Annotated in this window: 21 protein-coding genes; 11 read left to right on the top strand and 10 right to left on the bottom strand. The window is 31.3% G+C overall.

What is annotated here, in order from left to right:
• Nucleotides 1–11 precede the first annotated feature (11 nt).
• Nucleotides 12–1271: an aminotransferase class I/II-fold pyridoxal phosphate-dependent enzyme gene (locus tag ACVC08_RS19420; RefSeq protein ID WP_452597460.1), complete on the top strand. Its 1260-nt coding sequence runs from the start codon at nt 12–14 to the stop codon at nt 1269–1271.
• Nucleotides 1272–1341: 70 nt separating this feature from the next.
• Here the strand turns inward: ACVC08_RS19420 and ACVC08_RS19415 are convergent, their stop codons facing one another.
• Nucleotides 1342–2463: a GTP cyclohydrolase gene (locus ACVC08_RS19415; RefSeq protein ID WP_452603312.1), complete on the bottom strand. Its 1122-nt coding sequence runs from the start codon at nt 2461–2463 to the stop codon at nt 1342–1344.
• A 10-nt stretch (nt 2464–2473) separates the two neighbouring features.
• Nucleotides 2474–3505, bottom strand: a complete 1032-nt coding sequence (locus tag ACVC08_RS19410; protein WP_452603311.1) for a transporter — start codon at nt 3503–3505, stop codon at nt 2474–2476.
• A gap of 121 nt (nt 3506–3626) precedes the next feature.
• Between ACVC08_RS19410 and ACVC08_RS19405 the strand changes: the two genes are divergently transcribed.
• From ACVC08_RS19405 to ACVC08_RS19385, 5 genes are all read left to right on the top strand, one after another.
• On the top strand, nt 3627–3890 hold the full coding sequence (locus ACVC08_RS19405) for a DUF4834 family protein (RefSeq protein ID WP_452597457.1): 264 nt from the start codon (nt 3627–3629) through the stop codon (nt 3888–3890).
• 35 nt (nt 3891–3925) lie between these two features.
• Nucleotides 3926–4873: a peptidase gene (locus tag ACVC08_RS19400; protein ID WP_452603310.1), complete on the top strand. Its 948-nt coding sequence runs from the start codon at nt 3926–3928 to the stop codon at nt 4871–4873.
• A 102-nt stretch (nt 4874–4975) separates the two neighbouring features.
• A complete protein-coding gene (locus ACVC08_RS19395; protein ID WP_452603309.1) occupies nt 4976–7414 on the top strand; it encodes a YfhO family protein in 2439 nt (812 codons plus the stop codon).
• Between the two features lie 50 nt (nt 7415–7464).
• On the top strand, nt 7465–8742 hold the full coding sequence (locus tag ACVC08_RS19390) for a glycosyl transferase family 1 (protein ID WP_452603308.1): 1278 nt from the start codon (nt 7465–7467) through the stop codon (nt 8740–8742).
• The gene (locus tag ACVC08_RS19385) at nt 8743–10197 is read left to right on the top strand and encodes an oligosaccharide flippase family protein (protein WP_452603307.1); all 1455 of its coding nucleotides are present in this window, start codon (nt 8743–8745) and stop codon (nt 10195–10197) included. It abuts the gene before it with no gap.
• Nucleotides 10198–10257: 60 nt separating this feature from the next.
• On the opposite strand, the gene ACVC08_RS19380 is transcribed toward ACVC08_RS19385, so the two are convergent.
• A complete protein-coding gene (locus tag ACVC08_RS19380; RefSeq protein ID WP_452603306.1) occupies nt 10258–11316 on the bottom strand; it encodes a hypothetical protein in 1059 nt (352 codons plus the stop codon).
• A 139-nt stretch (nt 11317–11455) separates the two neighbouring features.
• Between ACVC08_RS19380 and ACVC08_RS19375 the strand changes: the two genes are divergently transcribed.
• Complete coding sequence (locus tag ACVC08_RS19375) at nt 11456–12064, top strand: DEAD/DEAH box helicase (RefSeq protein WP_452603305.1); 609 nt, start codon at nt 11456–11458, stop codon at nt 12062–12064.
• A 54-nt stretch (nt 12065–12118) separates the two neighbouring features.
• On the opposite strand, the gene ACVC08_RS19370 is transcribed toward ACVC08_RS19375, so the two are convergent.
• Nucleotides 12119–12823, bottom strand: coding sequence for a hypothetical protein (locus ACVC08_RS19370; RefSeq protein WP_452596519.1), 705 nt, complete (start codon nt 12821–12823; stop codon nt 12119–12121).
• Nucleotides 12824–13069: 246 nt separating this feature from the next.
• Here ACVC08_RS19370 and ACVC08_RS19365 point away from each other — a divergent pair, with 246 nt between their 5' ends.
• Nucleotides 13070–14143: a DUF3667 domain-containing protein gene (locus ACVC08_RS19365; protein ID WP_452603304.1), complete on the top strand. Its 1074-nt coding sequence runs from the start codon at nt 13070–13072 to the stop codon at nt 14141–14143.
• Nucleotides 14144–14258: 115 nt separating this feature from the next.
• On the opposite strand, the gene uvrA is transcribed toward ACVC08_RS19365, so the two are convergent.
• Nucleotides 14259–17033 carry an excinuclease ABC subunit UvrA gene (uvrA, locus tag ACVC08_RS19360; RefSeq protein ID WP_452603303.1) on the bottom strand — a complete coding sequence of 925 codons (2775 nt, stop codon included), beginning with the start codon at nt 17031–17033 and terminating at the stop codon, nt 14259–14261.
• A 238-nt stretch (nt 17034–17271) separates the two neighbouring features.
• Between uvrA and ACVC08_RS19355 the strand changes: the two genes are divergently transcribed.
• Both ACVC08_RS19355 and ACVC08_RS19350 read left to right on the top strand, forming a co-directional pair.
• Complete coding sequence (locus ACVC08_RS19355) at nt 17272–17856, top strand: RNA polymerase sigma factor (protein WP_452596516.1); 585 nt, start codon at nt 17272–17274, stop codon at nt 17854–17856.
• An 84-nt stretch (nt 17857–17940) separates the two neighbouring features.
• Complete coding sequence (locus ACVC08_RS19350; RefSeq protein WP_452596515.1) at nt 17941–18084, top strand: hypothetical protein; 144 nt, start codon at nt 17941–17943, stop codon at nt 18082–18084.
• A gap of 60 nt (nt 18085–18144) precedes the next feature.
• Here the strand turns inward: ACVC08_RS19350 and ACVC08_RS19345 are convergent, their stop codons facing one another.
• Together ACVC08_RS19345 and ACVC08_RS19340 are read right to left on the bottom strand one after the other, a co-directional pair.
• Complete coding sequence (locus ACVC08_RS19345) at nt 18145–19344, bottom strand: sensor histidine kinase (RefSeq protein ID WP_452603302.1); 1200 nt, start codon at nt 19342–19344, stop codon at nt 18145–18147.
• A gap of 133 nt (nt 19345–19477) precedes the next feature.
• Nucleotides 19478–20134 carry an endonuclease III domain-containing protein gene (locus tag ACVC08_RS19340; protein ID WP_452603301.1) on the bottom strand — a complete coding sequence of 219 codons (657 nt, stop codon included), beginning with the start codon at nt 20132–20134 and terminating at the stop codon, nt 19478–19480.
• 34 nt (nt 20135–20168) lie between these two features.
• On the opposite strand from ACVC08_RS19340, the gene bcp reads away from it, so the two are divergent.
• Nucleotides 20169–20627 carry a thioredoxin-dependent thiol peroxidase gene (bcp, locus tag ACVC08_RS19335; protein WP_452603300.1) on the top strand — a complete coding sequence of 153 codons (459 nt, stop codon included), beginning with the start codon at nt 20169–20171 and terminating at the stop codon, nt 20625–20627.
• Between the two features lie 56 nt (nt 20628–20683).
• On the opposite strand, the gene ACVC08_RS19330 is transcribed toward bcp, so the two are convergent.
• From ACVC08_RS19330 to recG, 3 genes are read right to left on the bottom strand one after another with little or no spacing between them, the layout of a single operon-like run.
• A complete protein-coding gene (locus tag ACVC08_RS19330) occupies nt 20684–21856 on the bottom strand; it encodes an MFS transporter (protein WP_452603299.1) in 1173 nt (390 codons plus the stop codon).
• 6 nt (nt 21857–21862) lie between these two features.
• A complete protein-coding gene (miaE, locus tag ACVC08_RS19325; RefSeq protein WP_452603298.1) occupies nt 21863–22444 on the bottom strand; it encodes a tRNA isopentenyl-2-thiomethyl-A-37 hydroxylase MiaE in 582 nt (193 codons plus the stop codon).
• Nucleotides 22445–22471: 27 nt separating this feature from the next.
• The gene (gene recG / locus ACVC08_RS19320; RefSeq protein WP_452603297.1) at nt 22472–24574 is read right to left on the bottom strand and encodes an ATP-dependent DNA helicase RecG; all 2103 of its coding nucleotides are present in this window, start codon (nt 24572–24574) and stop codon (nt 22472–22474) included.
• Between the last annotated feature and the right edge of the window lie 64 nt (nt 24575–24638).

Genomic DNA, 24638 nt, shown 5'->3' with positions numbered 1-24638 from the left:
AAAACGAACCGATGAAAGACTTATTTGCAAAAATATACAAGGATAAAGGACCGTTAGGGAAATGGGCATCAGCTGCAGAAGGATATTTTGTATTTCCAAAGCTGGAAGGACAAATCTCTAATAGAATGAAGTTTCAGGGAAAGGAAGTTATCACATGGAGTATTAATGATTATTTAGGATTAGCTAACCATCCTGAGGTTCGTAAAGTTGATGCAGAAGCAGCAAAAATGTACGGGTCTGCATACCCAATGGGAGCACGAATGATGTCTGGTCACACAGAACTACACGAGCAGTTGCAGAATGAATTAGCGGCGTTTGTTAATAAAGAAGCTGCTTACTTATTAAATTTTGGATACCAAGGAATGGTTTCTACTGTAGACGCATTAGTATCTAAAGATGATATTATTGTTTACGATGTAGATTCTCATGCATGTATTATAGATGGAGTGCGTTTACATATGGGTAAACGTTTTACATATAAGCATAACGATATAGATAGTTTAGAGAAAAATCTTGAACGAGCAACTAAAATGGCCGAGCAAACTGGCGGAGGTATTTTAGTGATTTCTGAAGGGGTTTTTGGTATGCGTGGAGAACAAGGGCGTTTAAAAGAAATAGTTGAGCTTAAAAAGAAATTTAATTTTAGACTATTTGTTGATGATGCTCATGGTTTTGGAACACTTGGAGCTACTGGAGCAGGAGCAGGAGAAGAGCAAGGTGTACAAGACGAGATAGATGTGTATTTTGCAACATTTGCAAAATCTATGGCTAGTACAGGAGCATTTATTGCAGCAGATAAAGAAATTATAGATTACTTAAAATACAATCTACGTTCGCAAATGTTTGCAAAATCGTTGCAAATGCAATTGGTTGTTGGTGCATTAAAACGTTTAGATATGTTACGTACAATGCCAGAGTTAAAACAAAACCTTTGGACTATTGTTGATGCATTACAATCTGGATTAAAAAAGCGTGGTTTCGATATTGGAACAACACAAAGTTGTGTTACACCAGTATATTTAAAAGGGAGTATTCCAGAAGCAATGGCTTTAGTTAGAGATTTAAGAGAAAATTATGGTATTTTCTGTTCTATAGTAGTATACCCTGTTATACCTAAAGGTTTAATTTTATTAAGAATGATTCCTACAGCTACACATACTCTGCAAGATGTTTCTGAAACTCTAGATGCATTCGATGCTATTAGAGATAGATTAGAAAACGGAACTTATAAACGTATGTCTGCCGCTTTAGTAAAAGCTATGGGAGAGTAAAAAACGTAAAATAGATACTTAATAAAAAAATCCAATTCATTTGAATTGGATTTTTTTATTACCAGCTTATTTATTCAATTGCTTTACGGTATGTTTTACGACGCTTAACAACAATAGGGTTGAAGTGTTTCCATATTTTATGTATGGCTTCGTTATCTTCTAATTCTGGAGTTCTGTAGCAATTAATAATACCTTTCTTGGTAAACGTTTCATAATATTCATTAAAAATAACAGCATGAACGCCTTTATTTTGATAATCTGGATGTACACCTATTAAATAAAATACAACATCCTTACTATGCTTTTTAGCTTTTAGCAATTTGGCAAAACCAAAAGGAAATAACTTTCCCTTAATTTGTTGTAATGCAGAGGCAAACCTAGGCATTACAATAGCGAAAGCTACCATGTTATCCTGTTCGTCTACAATAAATTTAATATATTCTGGATTAACAAAACTTATAAATTTCTTTTTAAAATAAGCTTTTTGAATATCAGTAATTTCTACAAAAGAAGCTAAAGAAGAATAACTTTCATTAAATAAATCAAACATTTTATCTGCATAAGGCATAACCTCTTCAGTAGTAGTTAATTGTAATGCTTTAAGCTTATAACGTCTCTTTATAAGCTCTTGCGCTTTTTTAAACGTTTCTGGATTTACATTAGCAAAAGGGAATTTACTTTCTGAATACGATTTTTCAATAGTATAACCCAAAGCCTCGTAATGTTTTACATAGTATTCGTGATTATACCATGTAATCATATTACTAACTTGATCAAAACCTTCGGTCATTACACCAACTTTATCTAAGTTAGAGAAACCTACAGGACCTTCTGTATATTCTAAATTATGAGCTTTACCAATTTTTATAACTTCATCTAATAAAGCCTTAGAAACCTCTAAATCATCAATAAAATCGAACCAGCCAAAACGCATTTTTTTCTGGTTTTGGTTTTTTACCTCTAACCAGTTTATAATTGCTGCAACACGCCCAACAATTTCTCCGTTTTTATAGGCTAGAAAAAAAGTTGCTTCTGCATCTTTAAAAATGGGGTTCTTTTTTTTGTCAAAAGTTTCTAATTCCTGATTAATAATTGGGGGAACCCAATATTTAGAATCTTTGTATAAAGAAAAAGGAAACTTAACAAAAGCTTTAAGTTCCTTTTTAGTAGTAGCCTGTTTTACTGTAATCATATTCTAGTGGTTAATCTTCGTCATCAAAATCAATCTCTTGGGCTTCTTTTTTCTGTTTTTTATCACCACCAGCATCACCACCTTTTTTCTTATCCTTTTTGTTTTTCTTACGTTTTTTATTGGCTCTACGTTCAGCTTCTTCTTCAGCAGAAACACCATTATCTGGTTTATCGTCTTGATGGAAATCTAACCTGTAAGATACACCAAAATTAATACTAAATACAGAAGGCGTATCTTTAGTATTAAATGTTAAAGCAGTGTCTAATTGTAAGTCTTTACCCCATAAATATGCACCCCCAAAACGGAATAAGTTATCCGCATAGAAATCACTTTTTATTCCTTGAGTTTCTCCAAATAAAACGACATTTTGATTAATTGCTTTAGTTAAAGTAAGGATGTATTGAAAATCTGAAAACTCAGACCCAATTCTATCTTTTATTAAGTTTAAAACCATAACCCAACCACTAGCAAAGTTATTTTGTGTAGCTACAATTACTTTAGGGCTAAACCCTTCTACATCTGGTGCTGTGTATGGGTTATCTTTAGTGTCAAAATTAGCGCCTAAATACACAGAAACTGCAGGAATTAGAGACTTCCATTGGAATTTTTTATTAGCATGGTAACTGTATAAATTGGGTTTTTCTTCTTCGGCATTTTTATACGGATCGTATACCAAATACTTAGCACCTATAGTTAAGTTTTTAAAATTTGAACGTTTATTTTCCGAAGAAATAGAAGAACGATTATCTGTAAATGTGTCGCTTTGGTATGCGCCTTCAATATTAAGTTCTAACTCTGGTAGTAGTAAGCCGTATCTTGCAGCAAAATCAATTCCGAAACCAGAAACATCATATTTTAAAGGGGTGTGTTTTTCTTTTACAGTGTAAGGGCCAATTTCAATTTGGGCAACATTTGTACCGACAGCGAATGCAGAACGCGACACTCCAGGTCTATTAGAATTTATAACTTCTGTATACTGAGCGTTTACAGTATAACTAACAATAAATAATAAGGTCGGTAAAAAGAATTTTTTTAAGGACATAAATATTAGGTTTAGCTCCAAATATAGAGATTTTATATATTTTTTAAGTATTTATAACTGAAATTACCCAAAGAGTATTGTATTTTTGTTTAAATAAATTAAAACAACAATATTACTTTTTATGGGATTATTAAAGACCATACTTTTTATTATATTATTTTACTATGGTTTTAAGATATTGTCTAGAATTTTTGGACCACTGTTTTTAAAGTACCTAAGTAAAAAAGCAATGCAACGTTTTGGAGGGCAGTTTGAAGGATTTCAAAATCAAAAATCGCAACAGGAACAACAAAAAGAAGGAGAAACGACTATAGATAAAATACCAAATAGAAAATCTTCGAATAATACTGTTGGGGAATATGTAGATTATGAAGAAATAGATTAAGTTTATTTCGTTTTCTTACTTATATACCATAATATATGTTCAAAGCAGAGATTAAAAGCAAAATAAACGAAGATATCTGTATCTTGATCTCACCAGATAATGATTCTTATAATTATATATGTGATTGTGGTGAAGCTTCTAATTTATCTGTAAAGGATTGCCAGAATACAAATGCCGTTTTTTTGAGTCATACACATATAGATCACTTTGTTAATTTCGATACTATTTTAAGACATCAAATAGGAGTAAAACGACGTATTATTATTTGTGGTCCAGAAGGTATTATTAAACAAGTGCAGTCTAGAATACAAAGCTATTGTTGGAATTTAATAGCTGAGGATGCTATTGTTTACGAAGTTAGAGAAATTCAAAAAAATAGTATTATAAAGCGAGCAGAGTTAAAACCGCCGTTTTGGAATGCAAATGCTATGGAGGATTTAAGTACTGAAACTATTTTTAAAACAAATAAATTTGAAGTTCGTTTTACTATTTTAAATCATAAAACACCATCTATAGCTTACCTTTTTAAAGAATATGACTCGACTAAAATAAATATTGTTGGTACAAGTTTTAAAGGCGGAAAGTGGATTAATACGCTTAAAGATGCATACCGTTTAAAAGAACACGACGCTATAATTGCTGTAGAAGATAACGTTTTTAAAGCTTCCGATTTGTTTCATTTAATACATGTTAAAAAAGGAGAAACACTTGGGGTAATATTAGACCATGCAGCTACTGTTGAAAATCATGAAAAAATAAAACAGCTCTTTTTTAATGCAGATACAGTATATATAGAAAGCTTTTATAATGAAGAAGATAAAGCTTTTGCTAAAGCAAATTTTCATAGTTATTCTACAGCCTCTGGTAAACTTATGAAAACGTGTAATGTTAAAGAGGCAATACCAGTTCATTTTTCTAGAAAATATAAACCAGAAGCTATAGAGGTGTTAACGAGTGAGTTTAAAAATGCTTTTAAAAAGTAACAACGATTCTTTAGTTTTAAGAATTTCTAAAATTTCAATTCAATTAAGCTTAATTTCAAAAAATAGTATTATTTTTCAATTTCATAGTATTTAATATATTTTATGCAACTTTCATTCAAAAAAATCCTACCTCATATATTAGTAATTATTGGGTTTGTAGTTTTAGCCTTAGCCTATTTTAGTCCTGTATTACAAGGAGAAGAAATATTACAAAGTGATATTGTTCATTATGTAGGGATGGCAAAACAACAAAAGGATTTTAAAGCACAAACAGGAGAGGAAACCTACTGGACCAATAGTGCTTTTGGGGGAATGCCTACCTACCAATTAGGAGCTAAATACCCACATAACTATATTAAAAAACTAGATTTAGGGCTGCGTTTTTTGCCTAGACCAGCAGATTATCTATTTCTGTATTTTATTGGGTTTTACATTCTGCTTCTAAGTTTAAAGGTAGATTATAAACTTTCTGCTCTTGGTGCTTTAGCGTTTGGATTTTCTACATACCTTATTATAATTATAGGAGTAGGGCACAACAGTAAAGCTCATGCAATAGCGTATATGCCACTCGTATTAAGTGGTGTTATACTTACATTTAGGCGAAAATATGTTATAGGTTTTTTAGTAACGGCTGTAGCTATGGCTTTAGAAATTGTTGCTAATCATTTCCAAATGACCTATTATTTACTATTACTAGTTATTGTATTAGGTATAGTATATTTAATTGATGCCTATAGAAAGCAATTATTACCACATTACTTTAAATCTGTTGGATTATTGGTTGTGGCAGTTATTTTAGCAGTAGGTTTAAATGCAACAAGTATATTAGCGACACAAGAATATGTAAAAGAAAGTACAAGAGGTAAAAGCGAATTAACAATAAACCCAGATGGCTCTCCAAAAGAAGTGACATCTGGACTAGATAAAGCCTATATAACAGAATATAGTTATGGCTTTTTAGAAACATTTAATTTATACATTCCTAGATTATTAGGAGGAGGGAATACAGAAGATGTTGGTAAAAACTCTGAGCTCTATCAATTCTATTTAAAACAAGGTGCTACACCTTTACAAGCTAGAGATGTTGCTGAGAACGCACCAACTTATTGGGGGAGTCAGCCAATTGTGGAAGCACCAGCCTATGTAGGTGCAGTAATATTATTTTTATTTGTACTAGCATTATTTTTAGTTAAAGGCCGCTTAAAATGGTGGCTTGTTGCTGGAACACTACTATCGTTACTATTGTCCTATGGTAAAAACTTAGGGTTTTTAACAGATTTTTTTATAGATTATGTTCCGTTGTATAACAAATTTAGAGCGGTTAGCTCAATACAAGTTATACTAGAATTATGTATACCTATATTAGCAATTTTTGGATTAGTAAGGTTATTTAATGATTATGAGAAAGAAGACCATAAATTAAAAGCTTTAAAGTATACTGTTTTTATAACCGCTGGGTTATCTATTTTCTTTTTATTAATTAAAGCTTTTGGGTGGCTAGATTTTGTAGGAGGAAATGATGGATATTATAGGCAAGAAGCTGGTCTAGAATTTGTAGATGCGTTAAGAGCAGATAGAGAAATGCTTTTTACAAAAGATACATTAAGAACACTATTATTAGTAATACTTTCTGCAGGAACAATCTTCTTATTTTTAAAGAAAAAACTAAACGAAACAAAAGTAGTATTAATTTTTGCAGGATTAATATTGTTCGATTTAGTAGGAGTAGATAGGCGCTATGTAAATACAGATGATTTTGTTTCAAGCAGGCAAGTAGAAGCACCGTACAATGAATCTCCAGCAGATGTAGAAATTAAAAAAGATAAATCTCATTTTAGAGTATTCGATGTAACCTCTGGAGGCGCAAGGACATCCTATTTTCATAACTCCCTTACAGGATATCATGCAGCAAAACTGAAACGTTTTGATGATGTTTTTAATTTCTACATAGTTAAAAATAATGTGAATGTATTAAATATGTTAAATACAAAATACATTATAACAACAAATGAAAAAGGACAACCTTATCCATTAATTAATGATAGAGCTAATGGTAACGCATGGTTTGTTAAAACACTAGAGCCTGTGAATTCTGCTAATGAAGAAATACAAGCTTTAGATAAATTAGATAATAAAAATGCAGCTGTGTATACAGTGCCAAAAGAAACTAATACTAAAAAATTACCAAACCGTTATGAGGTAGATTCATTAGCATCAATAAAAATATTAAACTATAAGCCCAATGCAATTACATACCAATCTGAAAATATTAATGATGGTTTTGCTGTGTTTTCTGAAGTGTATTACGGAAAAGGGTGGCAGGCTTATATAGATAATAAACCAGTTCCACACTATAGAGTAAATTACGTTTTAAGAGGATTAGAGATTCCTAGAGGTAACCATACAATAGAATTTAAGTTTGAAGCTCAGGTTGTAAAAACTGGAAGTAAAATAGCATTAATTAGTACTATAATATTAGCTGTGCTATTAATAGGAGGTCTATTCCTTATGTTTAAAAAACAAACGATAGAAGAAGCGTAGTGTTTGTAATGCTAGATTACGAGTTTTACAAACGATAGGATAGACTTAAAATGGATAAAAAAAAAGTACTTATAATAACGTATTATTGGCCACCAGCAGGAGGTCCTGGAGTACAACGCTGGTTAAAATTTGTAAAGTATCTGCCAGATTTTAATATAGAACCCATAGTATACTGTCCAGAAAACCCTAACTATCCATTAATAGATAAGAGTTTAATAACAGATGTAGCTAAAGACCTTACAGTTATAAAACAACCAATAAAAGAGCCCTATAAAATAGCAAGTATATTTTCTAAGAAATCTAAAACCATTAGTAAAGGAATTATTCCTGTAGAAAAAAAACAAAGTTTTATTGAAAAAGCAATGCTATACGTGCGTGGTAATTTTTTTATTCCAGATGCAAGAAAAAACTGGGTAAAACCTTCGGTAGCGTTTCTTTATAACTACATAAAAACAAATGCAATACAAACAATAATAACCACTGGGCCTCCGCATAGTTTACATTTAATAGGGTTGCAATTACAACAACGCCTTGATGTAAAATGGATAAGTGATTTTAGAGATCCATGGACAACCATAGGTTATCATAAACAATTACGATTAACAGAAGCATCAAAAGCAAAACATAAGACCTTAGAGCATGAGGTTTTAAATGCTGCAGATGAAATTGTAGTAACGAGTAATAACACAAAGGTGGAATTTGAAACTATAACCAATAAACCAATTACTGTTATTACTAATGGGTATGATGTAGAAAAAGTAAAAACACAAGAATTAGATACTAAGTTTTCAATATCACACATCGGGTCTTTATTATCTAAGAGAAATCCATTAGTACTTTGGAAAGTTTTAAAAGCATTAGTAGAAGAAGAAAAAGGGTTTGCAGAAGATTTAGAAATTAATTTTGTAGGAGCAGTTAGCGATTCTATTTTAAAAACAATAGCCTCTTACAAGCTTGATACCTATGTTAAAAACAGGGGGTATGTGCCTCATAAGGAAGCTATAATGTATCAAAAAAAATCGCAGATATTATTAGTAGTAGAAATAGATTCTGAAGAGACTAAGTCTATTATTCCAGGAAAACTGTTTGAGTATATGGTGTCTCAAAGACCAATAATAGCATTAGGACCAAAAGACTCAGATGTAGAAATAATTATAAATAAAACCAATACGGGTAAGTATTTTGATTACAATAACTACAAAGAACTTAAAGAACTATTAAAAGCACATTACATAGCTTTTAAAAAGAACGATTTAAAAACACAACCTATAAACCTGCAAAATTACAGTAGAAAAAAATTAACAGAAACCCTATCTAAACTCATATAAATGGGAATAGTAATAAAACAATCTATTAAAAATATATTAATAACCTATATTGGTTTTGCTGTAGGTGCAATTAATGTATTGTTTCTGTTTACCAAGTTTATAGATCCAGTATACTATGGGTTAATAACCTTTATACTATCTACTGCTAATATTTTAATGCCTTTAATGGCATTTGGGGTAAATAATACTATTGTTAAATTCTACTCCTCATTTAAAACAAGAAAATCTCAGAATGGGTTTTTAAGTTTAATGCTAGTATTGCCTTTAGGAGTAATAATACCTTTTGCATTATTTACGTTCTTTAATCTAGAAAAAATAAGTGTATTTATAGCTCAAGAAAATGTGAAAGTAAAAGAGTATACTTGGTATATTTTTTTAACAGCCATAGTGTTTGCTTATTTCGAAGTATTTTATGCCTGGAGTAAAGTGCAATTAAAAAGTGTCTTTGGGAATTTTATGAAAGAAGTATTTCATAGAATATGTATTACACTTTTATTAATAAGTTTATACTATAAATTGTTAACAGTACATGTGTTAATAGAAAGTATTATTGTGGTTTATAGTATAAGAATGTTAATAATGATGTTTTATGCATTTAGCCTAAAACCTCCGGTATTTAAATTTGTAAAACTAAGCCTGTTTATTCCTATTTTAAAATATACATCTTTAATTATAATAGCTGGATCTGTAGCTAACATAATATTAGAGATAGACAAATTTATGATTGGGCAGTATGTTGCTATAGAAAATGTAGCTTATTATGGTGTAGCTATTTACATAGCAACAGTTATAGGTGTGCCTTCTAGATCTATGCATCAAATAACACATCCTTTAACAGCAAAATTGCTTAACGAAAATAACAAGGTAGATTTAAAAATTTTATATAAGAAGAGTTCGTTAAACCTATTAATTATTAGTGGTTTTATTTTTTTAATAGTAATATTAAATGTAAACCAATTGTATAATTTATTACCTAATGAATACGCGGGTGGTTTTATTGTTGTGCTAGCAATAGGGTTGGTAAAATTATTTGACAATATGTTAGGTAATAATAACTCTATATTATTTAATAGTGACTATTATAGAGTTATTTTGCTTTTAGGAATTGTTTTAGCAGTATGCACGGCACTACTTAATATAGCTTTTATTCCCAAGTTTGGAATAAATGGAGCAGCTTATGCAACATGTATAGCTATATTTATTTATAATACTATAAAGGTGCTATTTGTATATGCTAAATTTAAAATGCTACCTTTTAGTTTAAATACGCTAAAAGCATTAATATTAATACTAATATGCGGATTTGGGTTTTATTTTTGGGAGTTTCAATTTCATCCAATATTAAATATAGTTTTAAAATCACTCTTAATAAGTCTGTTTTATGGAGTTATAGTATACAGATTTAATTTTTCTGAAGACATTTCGATCTTAATTAATAAACTCCTTAAACGATAAAGTCCCGCATACTTAGTTAAGTATAACAGGACTTTTTTTAACCAACTTAAATAATTATAATTAGATACGTCTTGAAGATCTTGATCTTGTAGACGCATTATTTCTTCTCGAATTAGAAGACCTTGTTGTCCTTGTTTGGGTTTTATTCCTTTTAGGAGTTCTAACTGAAGTTCTGGTTCTAGAACTAGGAGTAGCTTTTTTTCTAACTCTTGGCGAACTAGATTGTGGACGCACACTAGAAGATCTAGGTTTAGAAAGTGTTCTATTAGGTCTTGTTGTATTTCTGTTTATATTTCCTCTAGTTCTTGTAGTAGTGTTAGTACGTGTACGTGTTCTAGGGGTATTAGCTTGTGTCGTTGTGCGCGTTCTATTAGTACGTGTAATGTTTCCTCTTGTTCTAGGAGTATTACTTGTAGAAGATTGTCTTACACTACGCCCATTTCTTCTAGAAGCATAACTTGTATTTCTAACAACCCTATTACCTCTTCTACTAGCTACCGCAGTTGTTCTTCTATAGTTATTTCTATAAGGTCTATCGTAAATATAACGAGTAGGAGTATAAAATTGTCTGTAAGGTCTGTTGTAAACTACACAGTAATTTGGTGAAGGAATTACATAATAAGAGTGCCATGGCCTATATACATAACGTCTATTATAAACATTAATAAAACCTGTACAGTTGTAAAATCTGTTAAATCTATAATTTACATATAATCCACCAACTCTAGAAATAAAACCTCTGTTGTTGTATGAAATGCAGACATCTCCAATCTGTCTAACTCTACCATAGTAGTCATAAAACACAGGCGTATTTTCTACTTGAATTACGGCTCCAAACTCATCGTACTGTACGTAAGCACTATAATCGTAACCAGTGTTGAAGCTAATATTTACATGAGGATTACCTATAGAAACATTAACGTTAGTGTGATTATTAGGAATATAAAAATCGAATTGTCCATCTGCGAATACTGAAAACTCAATACCTTGTTCATTAAAAATAAAAGATTTACCGTAACCGCGATAATTTGCTAGACCGCTAGCCTCTAATGTTTCATCTGCATTAGCAGTAACACTAGTTATTAGTAGACCAACAAATAAAAAGAGTAATTTTTTCATAATTGTTTGTTTTTAGGATTGAATATTAACTACACTTCAACCATCGTGCCAAAAACAATAAAGGCTAAATTTTGTAGGCTCGTAAATTACCTTTAGTTTCGCTTAGTTGAGTAATCATTTTGATTTAAATACTTAAATTATGTCATTCAAAAAATTAAATCCAGAAATAAAAGAAGCCTTAATTAATAAAGGGTTTGAGGAACCTACTTCGTTTCAAAAAAAAGTATTACCTAAAATTAAAAGTGGTGTAGATTTATATGCAATTGGAGAAAAAAATAGTGGAAAAACGACAGCGATTATTTTAAGTACAATGCAAAAATTAGGAAGTAAAGCATTTGAAGATGCACCTAGAGCATTAATATTGGTTAAAGATAAAGTGGAAGCTCTAAAATTAAAAGAAGCCTTTTTAGAATTTACAAAACGAACAAATTTAAGAATATATACTGCTTACGACGAACATAGTATAGATGCCGAAAAAGATGAGATATACTATGGGCAAGATGTTATAATAGCTACGCCAAAACGTTTAAATAAACTTTTTTATATAAATGCAATAAACGTAACACAATTAAAACTATTTATTATAGAAGATGCCGAATTTGCAGAAAGAGGAATGTACTTTGCAGATGTTAACAGAATTCCTGAAAGTATTGGTAAATGCCAATATGTAATTTTTGCAGAAAAACTAACAGACAAGTTATTACGTTTTCAAGATACTTTTATGTTTAATGCACAAACGGTTAAATAAAAATAAACCTTACACTATGTAAGGCTTATTTTTAAATATATTAGCTATAAAGAATTAACGTTTACTCTTTTTTCTTTTTTTACCACTCTTGTAGTAATAGTTATCATCATCATTTCCGTAATCATCATCCCAGTCATTATCGTAGTGATCATCTTGGTCATGGTGATTATCATGGTGGTTAGTACTACAACCTGTTACTCCACAAAATCCACAACCTTGATTATTAAAGTTTACATACCCTGTTGTTGCAATAATATGCCCTCGTCTGTTATATCTTATATGTAGCCCTCCAATTTGTCTTACCAAACACGCTCTATTATAACTTACATATACAGAGCCAATACGTTTTACTTGTCCAGTACGGTTGTAGTTTATAAAAACATTACCAATTCGTCTAACTCTACCATTGTAATCATGCTTTATAATTACACCTCTATTTCTTCTGGATTTTGAGAATTTAACTCTTGTGCCTGGAGCACCAAATGTTCCGTTTATAGAGCCACGTCTTGTTTTATTTCTTCTGTAATAAACATCGTAATCATCATAATGATTTGAGGTTATATCTGTATTAAAGTCAAAACTACCATCAGGGAAAATTAAAAACTCTACACCACGCTCTACAAACTGAATTGGTTGTGCATAACGATAGCGTGTTGTAATAATATCTTCACCTTGTGTTGCAGTGTCGATTTTTTCTGCTGCTGAAACAGTTGTTAGTCCCACTAACAATACTGTAAATAATTGTACTAATGTTTTCATAGTATTAGGGTTTTAGATGATGCCTACTCATTTAGCTTTTCGGCTTACGCTATTTGTAGTTGTAAGTTTCAATTAACGTGCCAAAACGGGGAGCCCTTGTTATTACTGCGATTGTGTAAGATTTTAAAATGTAACTTTTTATAAATTAAAAGACCTATAAATAGAGAAGTGATTTAATTTTTCTATTTTTAGCGTAATTATTTATTTTAATGCCATTAGATAGATATAACAAACGTAGCCAACTCAATGTCTAAAGAAAATATAACCTGCAAAAATTGCGAAACATTATTAGAAAGTACTTTTGAATTTTGCCCCAATTGTGGTCAAAAAACAAAAGAAGAGCTAACAGTTGGCGTATTATTTTACAACACTATTAGCAATTATTTTGCTGTAGATGCTCGTTTTTTTAAGAGTTTTATTCCATTAATGGTAAAACCTGGTTATTTAGCTAACAAATTTATACAAGGAAAACGTTTACTATACCTGCATCCAGCACAATTATATTTGTTTATATCTATAGTTTTCTTCTTTCTATATTCGTTTAAACAAAAAGAACAAATAAATGCAATAAGCACAGCAGCAACTATTGATGAGCAAGTGCGTAAAGCTACAGACTCTGCAGTTTCAGAAATAGAAAAAGATTCTATAGCTAAAGCAGTGATTTTAGAAGAAATGAAGAAAAATCAAACGGTTATGGGGATTAAAGATGAAGATATGAAAGCTTTAGATTCTATAGTTAAAACCCAAAAACCAGAAGAGAACTTAAGGTTTACTTTTGGGTTTGATGAAAAGAAAGTAGATTCTCTTTTAGCAATTAAAGCCTCTAAAGATGAAGTATATACAGCCATGGGGATGGAAGAAGGGGATGGGGCACTAACAAGGAAGTTTTACGCTCAAATGCTTAAAATTTATAAAAATAAAGGAGGGATTGGTAATATTTTAAGGGCGTTTTATGATACTGTACCAATATCTATGTTTTTTTTACTACCAATTTTTGCATTTATTTTAAAAATGCTGTTTTTTAGAAGAGGTCGTTTTGCCCATCATCTAGTGTTTACATTTTACTTCTTTGCGTATTTATTTACTGTATTTAGTATTTTAATATTTATGAGTTTAATATGGGATGTAATACCAGTATGGTTAGATGTTTTAATTGTATTATCTACATTTTTCTATTTATTTCTAGCAATAAAACGATTTTATGGTCAAGGTTGGTTTGTTAGCTTGTTTAAAAGTTGGGTAGCTACCGTTACCTTTATGGTTTTTGTTTTACCAATTGCTGGAGCTTTTATGTTAATATTTGCCTTTATGTTTTATTAAAATATAAACACATTTCATAGCCGAATGAGCTTATAAAATTAAGATATAAAGCAAGCAACAAGCTTTTTATTTTTTAAGTATAAAAATATATAGTTGCCTAAAGCAATTAAATAAATTATAGCTTTTGTTTTAAATACTTTCCTGTTTCAGAAGCTTTATTTTTTACTATTTCCTCTGGTGTACCAAAAGCGACCAAATGGCCTCCATTTTCTCCTCCTTTAGGACCTAAATCAATAATATAATCAGCACATTTTATTAACTCTAAATTATGCTCAACAACAATTATAGAATGTCCTTTTTCAATTAAAGCATTAAATGATTTTAAAAGCTTTTGGATATCATGAAAATGTAACCCTGTAGTCGGTTCATCGAATATAAATAAAGCTGTTTCTTTAGTATTACCTTTTCCTAGAAAAGAAGCAAGTTTTATACGTTGTGCTTCTCCACCAGAAAGTGTAGACGAACTTTGGCCAAGTGCCACATAACCTAAACCAACATCTTGAAGCGGCTGTAGTTTGTTTTTTATTTTAGAGACTCCATTTTCATCAAAAAAAGCAATAGCGTCATCTATAGTCATACTTAAAATGTCATCAATATTTTTATCAGCAAACGTAACCTCTAAAACCTCTTTTTTAAAACGTTTTCCTTTACAAGTTTCGCATTCCAAATGCACATCTGCCATAAATTGCATTTCTATAGTAACAACACCTTCCCCTTTGCAGGTTTCACAACGTCCACCATCTACGTTAAAAGAGAAGTGTTTAGCCTGGTAGTTTCTAATTGCACTAAGTTTTTGTTTAGAGTATAAAGCACGAATATCGTCATAAGCTTTAATGTAGGTTACTGGGTTGGATCTAGAGGATCTTCCAATAGGGTTTTGGTCTACAAACTCTATATGCTTTACATTACTATAATTTCCTTTTAGTTCTGTAAATTGGCCTGGTTTGTCTCCAAATCCAGTTAATTGTTTTTGTAAAGCTGGGAACAAAATCTTTTTTACCAGAGTACTTTTACCGCTTCCAGAAACACCAGTAACTACAGTTAACATGCCTAAAGGAAATGTAACATCTATGTTTTTTAAATTATGTTCACGCGCTCCAATAATATCTACATGATATTTTGAGGAGCGTCTTGCTTTTGGAACTTCAATTTTTAATGTACCATTTAGGTATTTTGCTGTTAAAGAATTTGAAGCCAAAATAGCTTTATAATCTCCAGTGGCCACAACATGTCCACCAAAAGTACCAGCTTCAGGGCCAATATCTATAATTTCGTCTGAAGCCTTCATAATATCATCATCATGCTCTACTACAATAACTGTATTACCCAAATCGCGTAATGCTTTTAGTACTACTATTAAACGTTCTGTATCTTTAGGGTGTAACCCAATACTAGGCTCATCTAAAATATACATAGAACCAACTAAGCTACTACCTAATGATGTTGCCAAATTTATACGTTGACTTTCTCCTCCAGATAATGTGTTAGACTTTCTGTTTAAGGTTAAATAATCTAGTCCTACATTAGATAAAAAGGCTAATCGATTATTTATTTCTTTTAATAAACGTTTAGCAATAGTTGTATCATGATCATTAAGCTCTAGTTGGTTAAAGAAATTTGCTAATTTGTCTAGCGGCATTTCTACTAAATCTGTTAATGTCGCCCCAGCAATTTTTATATAATTTGCTTCTGGGCGTAAACGTTTACCATTACAAGTTTTACATTTTGTTTTACCACGATAACGTGATAACATGACTCTATTTTGAATTTTATATGCTTTAGATTCTAGCTCAGCAAAAAATGAAGATAATCCTTCAAAATGTTTGTTTCCTTTCCAAATTAACTGCTTTTGCTTTTCACTTAGCTGAAAATAAGGCTTGTGTATAGGAAAATCGAAATGATGAGATTTATTTACTAATTGATCTCTGTACCAACTCATGCTTTCTCCTCTCCAAGGAAAAATAGCATTTTCATATACAGAAAGCGCTGTGTTGGGGATAACTAAGTCTTCATCTATACCAATAACATCTCCGTAACCTTCGCATTTAGGGCAGGCGCCATAAGGATTATTAAAACTAAATAAATGTACATTGGGTTCTAAAAAGCTAATGCCATCTAATTCAAATTTATTGCTAAAATGCCGCGTTGTACCATCTTTTACATATTCTATAAAACATTCGCCTTTTCCTTCAAAAAAAGCGGTTTGTATAGCATCGGCCAAACGATTATAAAAATCTTCATCATGTTTAACAACGATACGGTCTACAACTAAAAAGACATTTTTAGTAGCTTTAGCTTCGTCTATACGAATAACTTTACCTTCAGCTTTTATACGAGCGTAACCTTGTTGGTTTAGTGCTTTTAATTTATCGGCCATCTCTCGCCCTTCTTCTAAATAAATAGGAGAGAGCAGTAACAGCTTTTCTTTTTCATCTATGGTTTTAATAAACTCTATAACATCGGTTACGGTATCTTTTTTTACCTCTAATCCAGATTTTGGAGAATAAGTTTTTCCAATTCTAGCAAATAATAATTTTAGATAATCGTAAATTTCAGTAGTAGTCCCTACTGTAGATCTTGGGTTGGTAGAATTAACCTTTTGTTCAATAGCTATTGCAGGAGCAATTCCTTTTATGTAATCTACTTTAGGTTTATTTAAGCGACCTAAAAACTGTCTTGCGTAACTAGATAAGCTTTCTACATAGCGTCTCTGGCCTTCTGCATATAAAGTATCGAAGGCTAAACTAGATTTTCCTGAACCCGATAAGCCAGTAATAACAACTAACTTATTTCTGGGGATAACAACATCAATATTTTTTAGGTTGTGCAATTTAGCCCCTTTAATAATAATGTTTTTTTTAGGATTTACTTCAGAAAGACTAGTACTCATAGGTGTTTTATAAAAAATAATTTAGCAAAGATAACATATCTATTCTAGCTTGTAAATAACTTTATTGTGCAATAAAATGTTAAAAGTTTAATTTTTTTTTGTTTTTTTTAAATGAATGTTGTTATATTTGAGACATACAAACAACAAAACTATCATTGCCTATAGCAAATTTTTACTTTTTAAAATTATGAATCCCTAAGTATGAAGTCCGCTTCTGCTGGAAAAAAAAGTAAAAATTATGCGAAAAGAACTTATCTCGGACGCTACTTTAGTTAGTAGTTATATTAAAGGCGATGAATCCTCTCTGGAAATATTAATTAAAAGACATAAACAGCGTATATATAGTTTTATATACTCTAAAGTTTACGATAGAGATGTTGCAGAAGACATCTTTCAGGATGCTTTTATTAAAGTAATAAGAACCTTAAAAAAAGGAAATTATAATGAAGAAGGTAAATTTTTACCTTGGGTAATGCGTATATCCCATAATTTAATTATCGATTATTTTAGAAAAAATAATAGAATGCCAAAATTTGATAATGGTGGTGAATTCAGTATTTTTTCGGTGTTAAGCGATACGAGTTTAAATGCAGAACATGCTTTAATAAAAGATCAGGTAGAGTTAGATGTAAGACGCTTAATAGAAGAGCTTCCAGAAGATCAAAAAGAAGTTATTTTAATGCGTATGTATAACGATATGAGCTTTAAAGAAATATCCGAACGTACAGGAGTTAGTATTAATACAGCTCTTGGAAGGATGCGTTATGCACTTATTAATATGCGTAAAATAATAGAAAAGCATAATATTATTTTAACAAATTAATTACAAGAATTTTAAAATATTTTATAATAACACAATATAGTCAGTTTTGCTCCGTTATTAAGTCATAATCAATTAATAAGTAATATGGCAAAACTTTACTCAGAACAATCTAAAAAAGAAATTAAATTGAATCCAAAAGATGAAACTATAAGTTTTATTCTCAATTATTCAAAGTCTTTAAGTGTTATAAAGTATAAAGACGTTACGTTTGAATCGCATAAGAACTAAAACTAAAAAGCCTTGATATAATTATCAAGGCTTTTTTATGCATAATAGATTTAGTAAAAGTTAGTCTTTTTCTATTTTGAACTTAAATGTAGTATGTTTGCCTAAAATAGAAGAAGCGGTTATAGTCCCCCCTAATGCAGTGATAAGCTTTTTTGTAGTAGCCAAGCCTATTCCGTTACCTTGATTACCATACTTGTCTTCTTGTGCTATTGTTTTAAACAAATCGAAGATATTATCTAAATCCTCTTCTGGTATACCACGACCATTGTCTGTATGGCTGAAGTAGTAAAAGTTATCATCTTCGTTGCAGTTAATATTAATAATAACCTGAGTTTTATCGTTATATTTTATAGCATTAGTTAATAAATTAACAAAAACTTGCTCTAAAGCTGCTCTGTTTAAAAAAATGTTTTTTGTAGTGTTTGTTAAATTTATTTCAGCTTCTTTGCTTATATCTACAATACTTTTACAGTCTTTAATAATTTCTTCAACTGTAAATAATTCTTTTTTTAATCCTAATAATTTGTCGCTTCTGTAAAAGCTTAAAACGCCATCAATATACTTTTTTAGCGAAGTAGAAGATTCCTGCAAGTAGTCTATATATTGCATAGAATCTTTTGAGAGATCTGGATTTTCTGTTTTTAATAATTCTGTTAAGCTAATTATATTGTTAACGGGAGATTTTAAATCATGAGAAACAATAGCAGCAAATTTTTCCAAATCATCATTTCTACGCTGTAAATTTTCTTTTAGCTTTAAAAGCTGTTCGTTTTGTAAACGCTGTTCAAAAAGTGTAACGACTTGTTTAGCAATTATTTGTAGTGCTTTTTTTTGCTCTAGTGTTAAAGTTCTTGGTTTATGGTCATACACGCACAAGGTTCCTAATTTATAGCCTTCACTGTTAACAAGTGAAACACCTGCGTAAAAAATGGCGTTAAACTCTTTTACTAAAGGATTGTCATGAAAACGTTCATCTTTTCTAGCGTCTTCAATTATCATAATAGGAGCATCGGAGTTTATAGTATGTCCGCAAAAAGAGATGTTTCTAGGAGACTCATTAAAATCTATTCCATAGTGTGATTTTAGAAAGTTGCGGTCGTTATCTAACAGTGTTATTAGTGAGATTGGAGCATCACAAATATCAGAAATAAAACTGGTAATATTATCATATTTATCTTCAGAAGGAGTGTCAAGCAATTTATATTTTTCTACAGCTTTTTGTCGCTTTCTCTCGTTTTTAGGGAATTTTGGGGAGATCATAATAATCTATTTTATAAGATATTAAAAATTACAATAAGACAATATACACTAATCTATAAGCTGCACATGTTTTTTTTAATAATTTCTTATTTTTTCGATTAAAAACAAGTTTTAGGTAGTATAAGGATATTTCTTACGAATTATTCTTTTTATAGTCTTTTAAAACACTTTGTCTTCCTATAGTTTTAGTTATAATATCTTTCTCTAAATCCCAACCTCGTGCTTGCGAATACTCTCGACCATACCAAATAATTTGAAGGTGTAAGTCGTTCCATAACTCTTTTGGAAACAAACGTTTAGCGTCTTTTTCTGTCTGTGCAACATTTTTACTATTAGTTAAATTCCAACGGTACATTAAACGATGTATGTGTGTGTCTACAGGAAAAGCTGGCACACCAAAAGCTTGAGACATAACAACACTTGCCGTTTTATGGCCAACAGCTGGAAGCGCTTCTAAAGCTTCAAAACTCTGAGGAACTTTACCACCATGTTTATCAATTAGAATGTGAGAAAGCCCATATATACCTTTACTTTTCATAGGAGATAAACCACATGGTCTTATAATTTCTTTTATTTCTTCTACAGAGAGTTTAACCATGTCATATGGGTTATCTGCTTTAGCGAATAGAAGTGGTGTAATTTGGTTAACCCTAACATCTGTACATTGCGCAGATAGTAAAACGGCAACAAGTAAAGTATAAGGGTCTTTATGGTCTAAAGGAATAGGAATTTCTGGATATAATTCATTTAACGTTTTTATTACAAAATTTACCTTTTCTTGTTTCGTCATTAGTCGTATTTTTGATAAAATCAAATTTACAACTATGAATACATTAAAACAAGGTGATACAGTTCCTAATTTTACAGTTAACGATCAAGACGGGAACTCAATTTCTTTAAGTGACTATAAAGGAAAAAAACTAATTGTTTTCTTTTACCCTAAAGCAAATACTCCAGGTTGTACTGCGGAGGCTTGTAACCTGAGTGATAATTATAAGGTATTGCAAGATAAAGGTTTCGAGATTTTAGGTGTTAGTGCAGATACAGAAAAGAAGCAGTCTAACTTTAAAAATAAGTTCGATTTTCCTTATCCGCTTTTAGCCGACACAGAAAAAGAAGTTATTGAAGCTTTTGGTGTATGGGGGTTGAAGAAATTTATGGGGAGAGAGTATGATGGTATACACCGTAAAACGTTTTTAATTGATGAAAACGGAGTTGTTACACATGTTATTGATAAGGTAAAAACAAAAGACCATGCTGCTCAGATTTTAGAGTTGCTATAAGTGCGTTGCATATACAATTTTAAATGCTGTTTGTTAACATTAACAAACAGCATTTTTTATACCGTTTTTCTTTTAAAAAGCACAATAAGCCCTAAAATAGGCCCAATTGCTAGAATAGTATAGTTGTATATTGAAGGATTGTAAGTGTTTAAAATGCTTAATAGTTGAATGCTTACTATTGTTATTGCAAAACCTACACAGTTTACTATTGTTAAGGCAGTTCCTTTTAGTGTTGTTATAGCGTTTTGTGCTACTAATGTTGAAAATAAAGGAGAGTCTGCAATGACTACAAATCCCCAAAAAAATAGAAAACTAATAAAAAAGACTACTGGAGTTATTGTAAATATAAGCGGTGAAATTAAACAACATAAAGCAGAGAGTAATAATATAATAGTAGCTGTTTTTTTTGTACCTAAACGAGTGGATACATAGCCAGCAATAACACAAGAGATACTGCCTACTGCAATAATTAAAAACGATAATAAAGGAATATTTAAATTAGCAATGTTATGTAGTTTTTGGTAGCTGGAAAGCATTACAGGAACAAATGCCCAAAAAGCATACAGTTCCCACATATGTCCAAAATAACCAAAAGCAGCTTGCCTAAATGTAAGTTTTTTAAATACTTTAAAAAGAGCTGAGAAATCTAATTTTTGACTTGGTGTTCTGTAGGGACCATTAGGTACAAAAGCAAATAATAATAAGCCTCCACAAACTGCTAATATAGAAGTAACTATAATAACATATTTCCAAGGGATTATATTAACAAATCCCTTTAAAAAATGTGGAAATGCTGTACCCAAGACCAATGCGCCAACTAAAAAACCTAATGATTTCCCTAAACCTTTGTTGTAATAATCGGAAGCTATTTTCATGCCTATAGGGTAGATTCCTGCTAGAAAAAAACCTGTAAAAAAGCGCAATACTACTAAACTAAATAGTGTATTGGTGTTTAACAACATGCTAATGTTAAATAAGGCAGCTACTAATGCGCTTACAAAAAACACTTTTGATGGCGAAAAGCGATCAGCTATAGTTAGTAGGGCAAAAACTAATGTACCAGTAATAAAACCAAATTGAATGGCTGAGGTTAAATTACCTAACGCTTGTACTTCTAAATTAAAATTACTTATTAAATCATTAATAATAGCATTGCTAGCAAACCAAAGCGAAGTACAGCAAAACTGAGAAAATATAATAATAGGAAGAATCCACTTAGCGACTTTCATGAATGATTAACCGTGTATGGTTTCAGATTTACCATAGCGCTTAATAACTTCACTTTCAAAGGCAACAAGTTCTTGCCAACGTTGTTCTACATTAATGTCTTTACCATATTTTCTGGCAAACGTAATAAAGGTTGTGTAGTGTCCAGCCTCGCTAATCATTAATTCTCTGTAAAAGGTGGCTAATTCTTCATCATTAATGTTTTCAGATAATACCTTAAAGCGTTCACAGCTTCTAGCTTCAATCATAGCCGAGAACAATAAACGGTCTACTAAACTTTGAGTTCTATTACCGCCTTTATTCATAAACTTATACAACTCATTAACATAACTGTCTTTACGCTCTCTTCCTAATTTGTACCCTCTTTTTTTTATAATGTCGTGTACCATTTGGAAATGTTCTAGCTCTTCTTGTGCTAATAGCAGTAAATCGGTAACTAACTCTTCGTGTTCGCTATTGTTGGTAATTATGGTTATCGCATTAGTCGCCGCTTTTTGCTCGCACCAAGCGTGGTCTGTAAGAATTTCTTCAATATTAGACTCTACTATATTTACCCAACGCGGGTCTGTTTCCAACTTTAAATGAAGCATAATTTTAATTTTTGGTAAAGGTAGGTATTAACTTATATAATTCCAGATGTTTTTGTATTTACTCATCTGTCTATAGGTTTCTAAAATAGGGGCGTGTTCGGGTAATCTAAGCGAAGGGTCGTTTTTTAATACTTGTTTGGCATGGTAACGTGCGTGTTGCAATATATCGTTATCTTTTACAATATCTGCAATGCGTAGGTTTAAAACACCGCTTTGTTGTGTACCCATAATATCTCCTGGGCCACGTAAACGTAAATCGACTTCAGCTATTTCGAAACCATCGTTGGTTCGTACCATTGTTTCTAGGCGAGTTTTGCTATTCTCAGACAGTTTATGACTCGTCATTAAAATACAGAAACTTTGTTCGGCTCCTCGTCCAACTCGGCCTCTTAATTGATGTAATTGCGATAAGCCAAAACGTTCGGCACTTTCAATAATCATGACCGAAGCATTAGGTACATTTACACCAACTTCTATAACTGTTGTAGCTACCATAATTTGGGTTTGCCCCTTAATAAAACGTTGCATTTCGAACTCCTTATCGGCAGGTTTCATCTTGCCATGTACAATAGAAATTTGATACTCTGGTGCAGGAAAATCTCGGGCAATACTTTCGTAGCCATCCATTAAATCTTTGTAGTCCATTTGGCTGCTTTCTTGTATTAAAGGATAGACAATATAAACCTGTCTTCCTTTAGCAATTTCATCGCGAACAAAACGAAAAACTTTAAGGCGATTGGAGTCGTATCTATGTACTGTTTTTATAGCCTTTCTTCCTGGTGGTAATTCATCAATTATAGAGATGTCTAAATCACCATAAACAGACATAGCTAATGTTCTTGGAATTGGTGTTGCGGTCATGACCAAAACGTGAGGAGGGAGGCTGTTTTTTTTCCATAATTTAGAGCGTTGAGCAACACCAAAACGATGCTGTTCGTCGATAACTGCGAGTCCTAAATTCTTGAATTTTACTTTATCTTCAATTAATGCATGAGTGCCAATTAGGATGTCTAATTCGCCATTTTCTAGCATTTCATGAATTATTTTTCGTTCTGAAGTTTTACTTGAACCTGTGAGTATTTTTATGTTGATATTCAGGTTTTTACATAGTTCATTTAATCCGTTATAGTGCTGGACTGACAAAATTTCAGTTGGCGCCATTAAACAGGCTTGAAAACCATTGTCAACCGCCATGAGCATTGACATTAATGCTACAATAGTTTTGCCAGAGCCTACATCTCCTTGTAATAAACGATTCATTTGTGCATTTTGCCCTAAATCGTACCTGATTTCTTTCAACACACGTTTTTGTGCATTGGTTAATTCAAAGGGTAAATTGTTTTTGTAAAAGGTATTAAAATGCGTTCCGATAGAATCAAAAGGAAAGCCTTTTATTTTTGTTTTATGAATTAAATTTTTCAGAATTAATTGCAATTGAATATAAAATAATTCTTCAAATTTTAGTCTAAATTGAGCCTTAAAAAGTAGCTCAGAATTCTTAGGAAAATGGACGTTAAAAAGCGCTTCAGATTTTGAAATTAAATGCAGTTCAGATAGCAAATTTTTAGACAAAGTTTCAACAAATCTTCCATTGGTTTCAAGGAACAAATTTTGCATAATTTTTGTCATTACCCGATTGGTAATTCCCTTGTTAGATAATTTCTCTGTAGAAGGGTAAATGGCTTGCATGGATGAGCGTAAATTTTTCTCGTGCTCTTTTAATGATTCAGTTTCGGGATGCGGCATGTTAAACTTGCCATTAAACCAATTTGTTTTTCCAAAAATAACATAAGGTGTGTTTAATTTTAAACTTTCTCTAATCCATTTTTGTCCTCGAAACCAAACCAATTCCATAGTCCCAGTTTCATCTTGAAAAGTAGCCACTAATCGTTTACCTCGTTTTTGAGCGATTTCCTGGAACTTTATAATTTTTCCTATAATTTGTACTTCGGCACTATTTCGCTGCAATTGGTTTATCTTAAAATACGTTGTGCGGTCTAAATAGCGATTAGGAAATAAGTTTATTAAATCTTGATAGGTATGTATGCCCAATTCTTTGCGGAGCAAATCGGCACGATTTGGTCCAACACCCTTTAAGTAGTCTATTGGTGTTTGTAGATTGGTAGCCATAATCTACGAAATTAAGATATTTGTAGTTAAAGTAAAAGCGAAATTAACGATAACAAAAAAGACC

The organism is Pontimicrobium sp. MEBiC06410 (assembly GCF_053601615.1).
The sequence above is the reverse complement of the archived record's forward strand: the minus strand, read 5'-3'. Positions and strand labels throughout refer to the sequence as shown.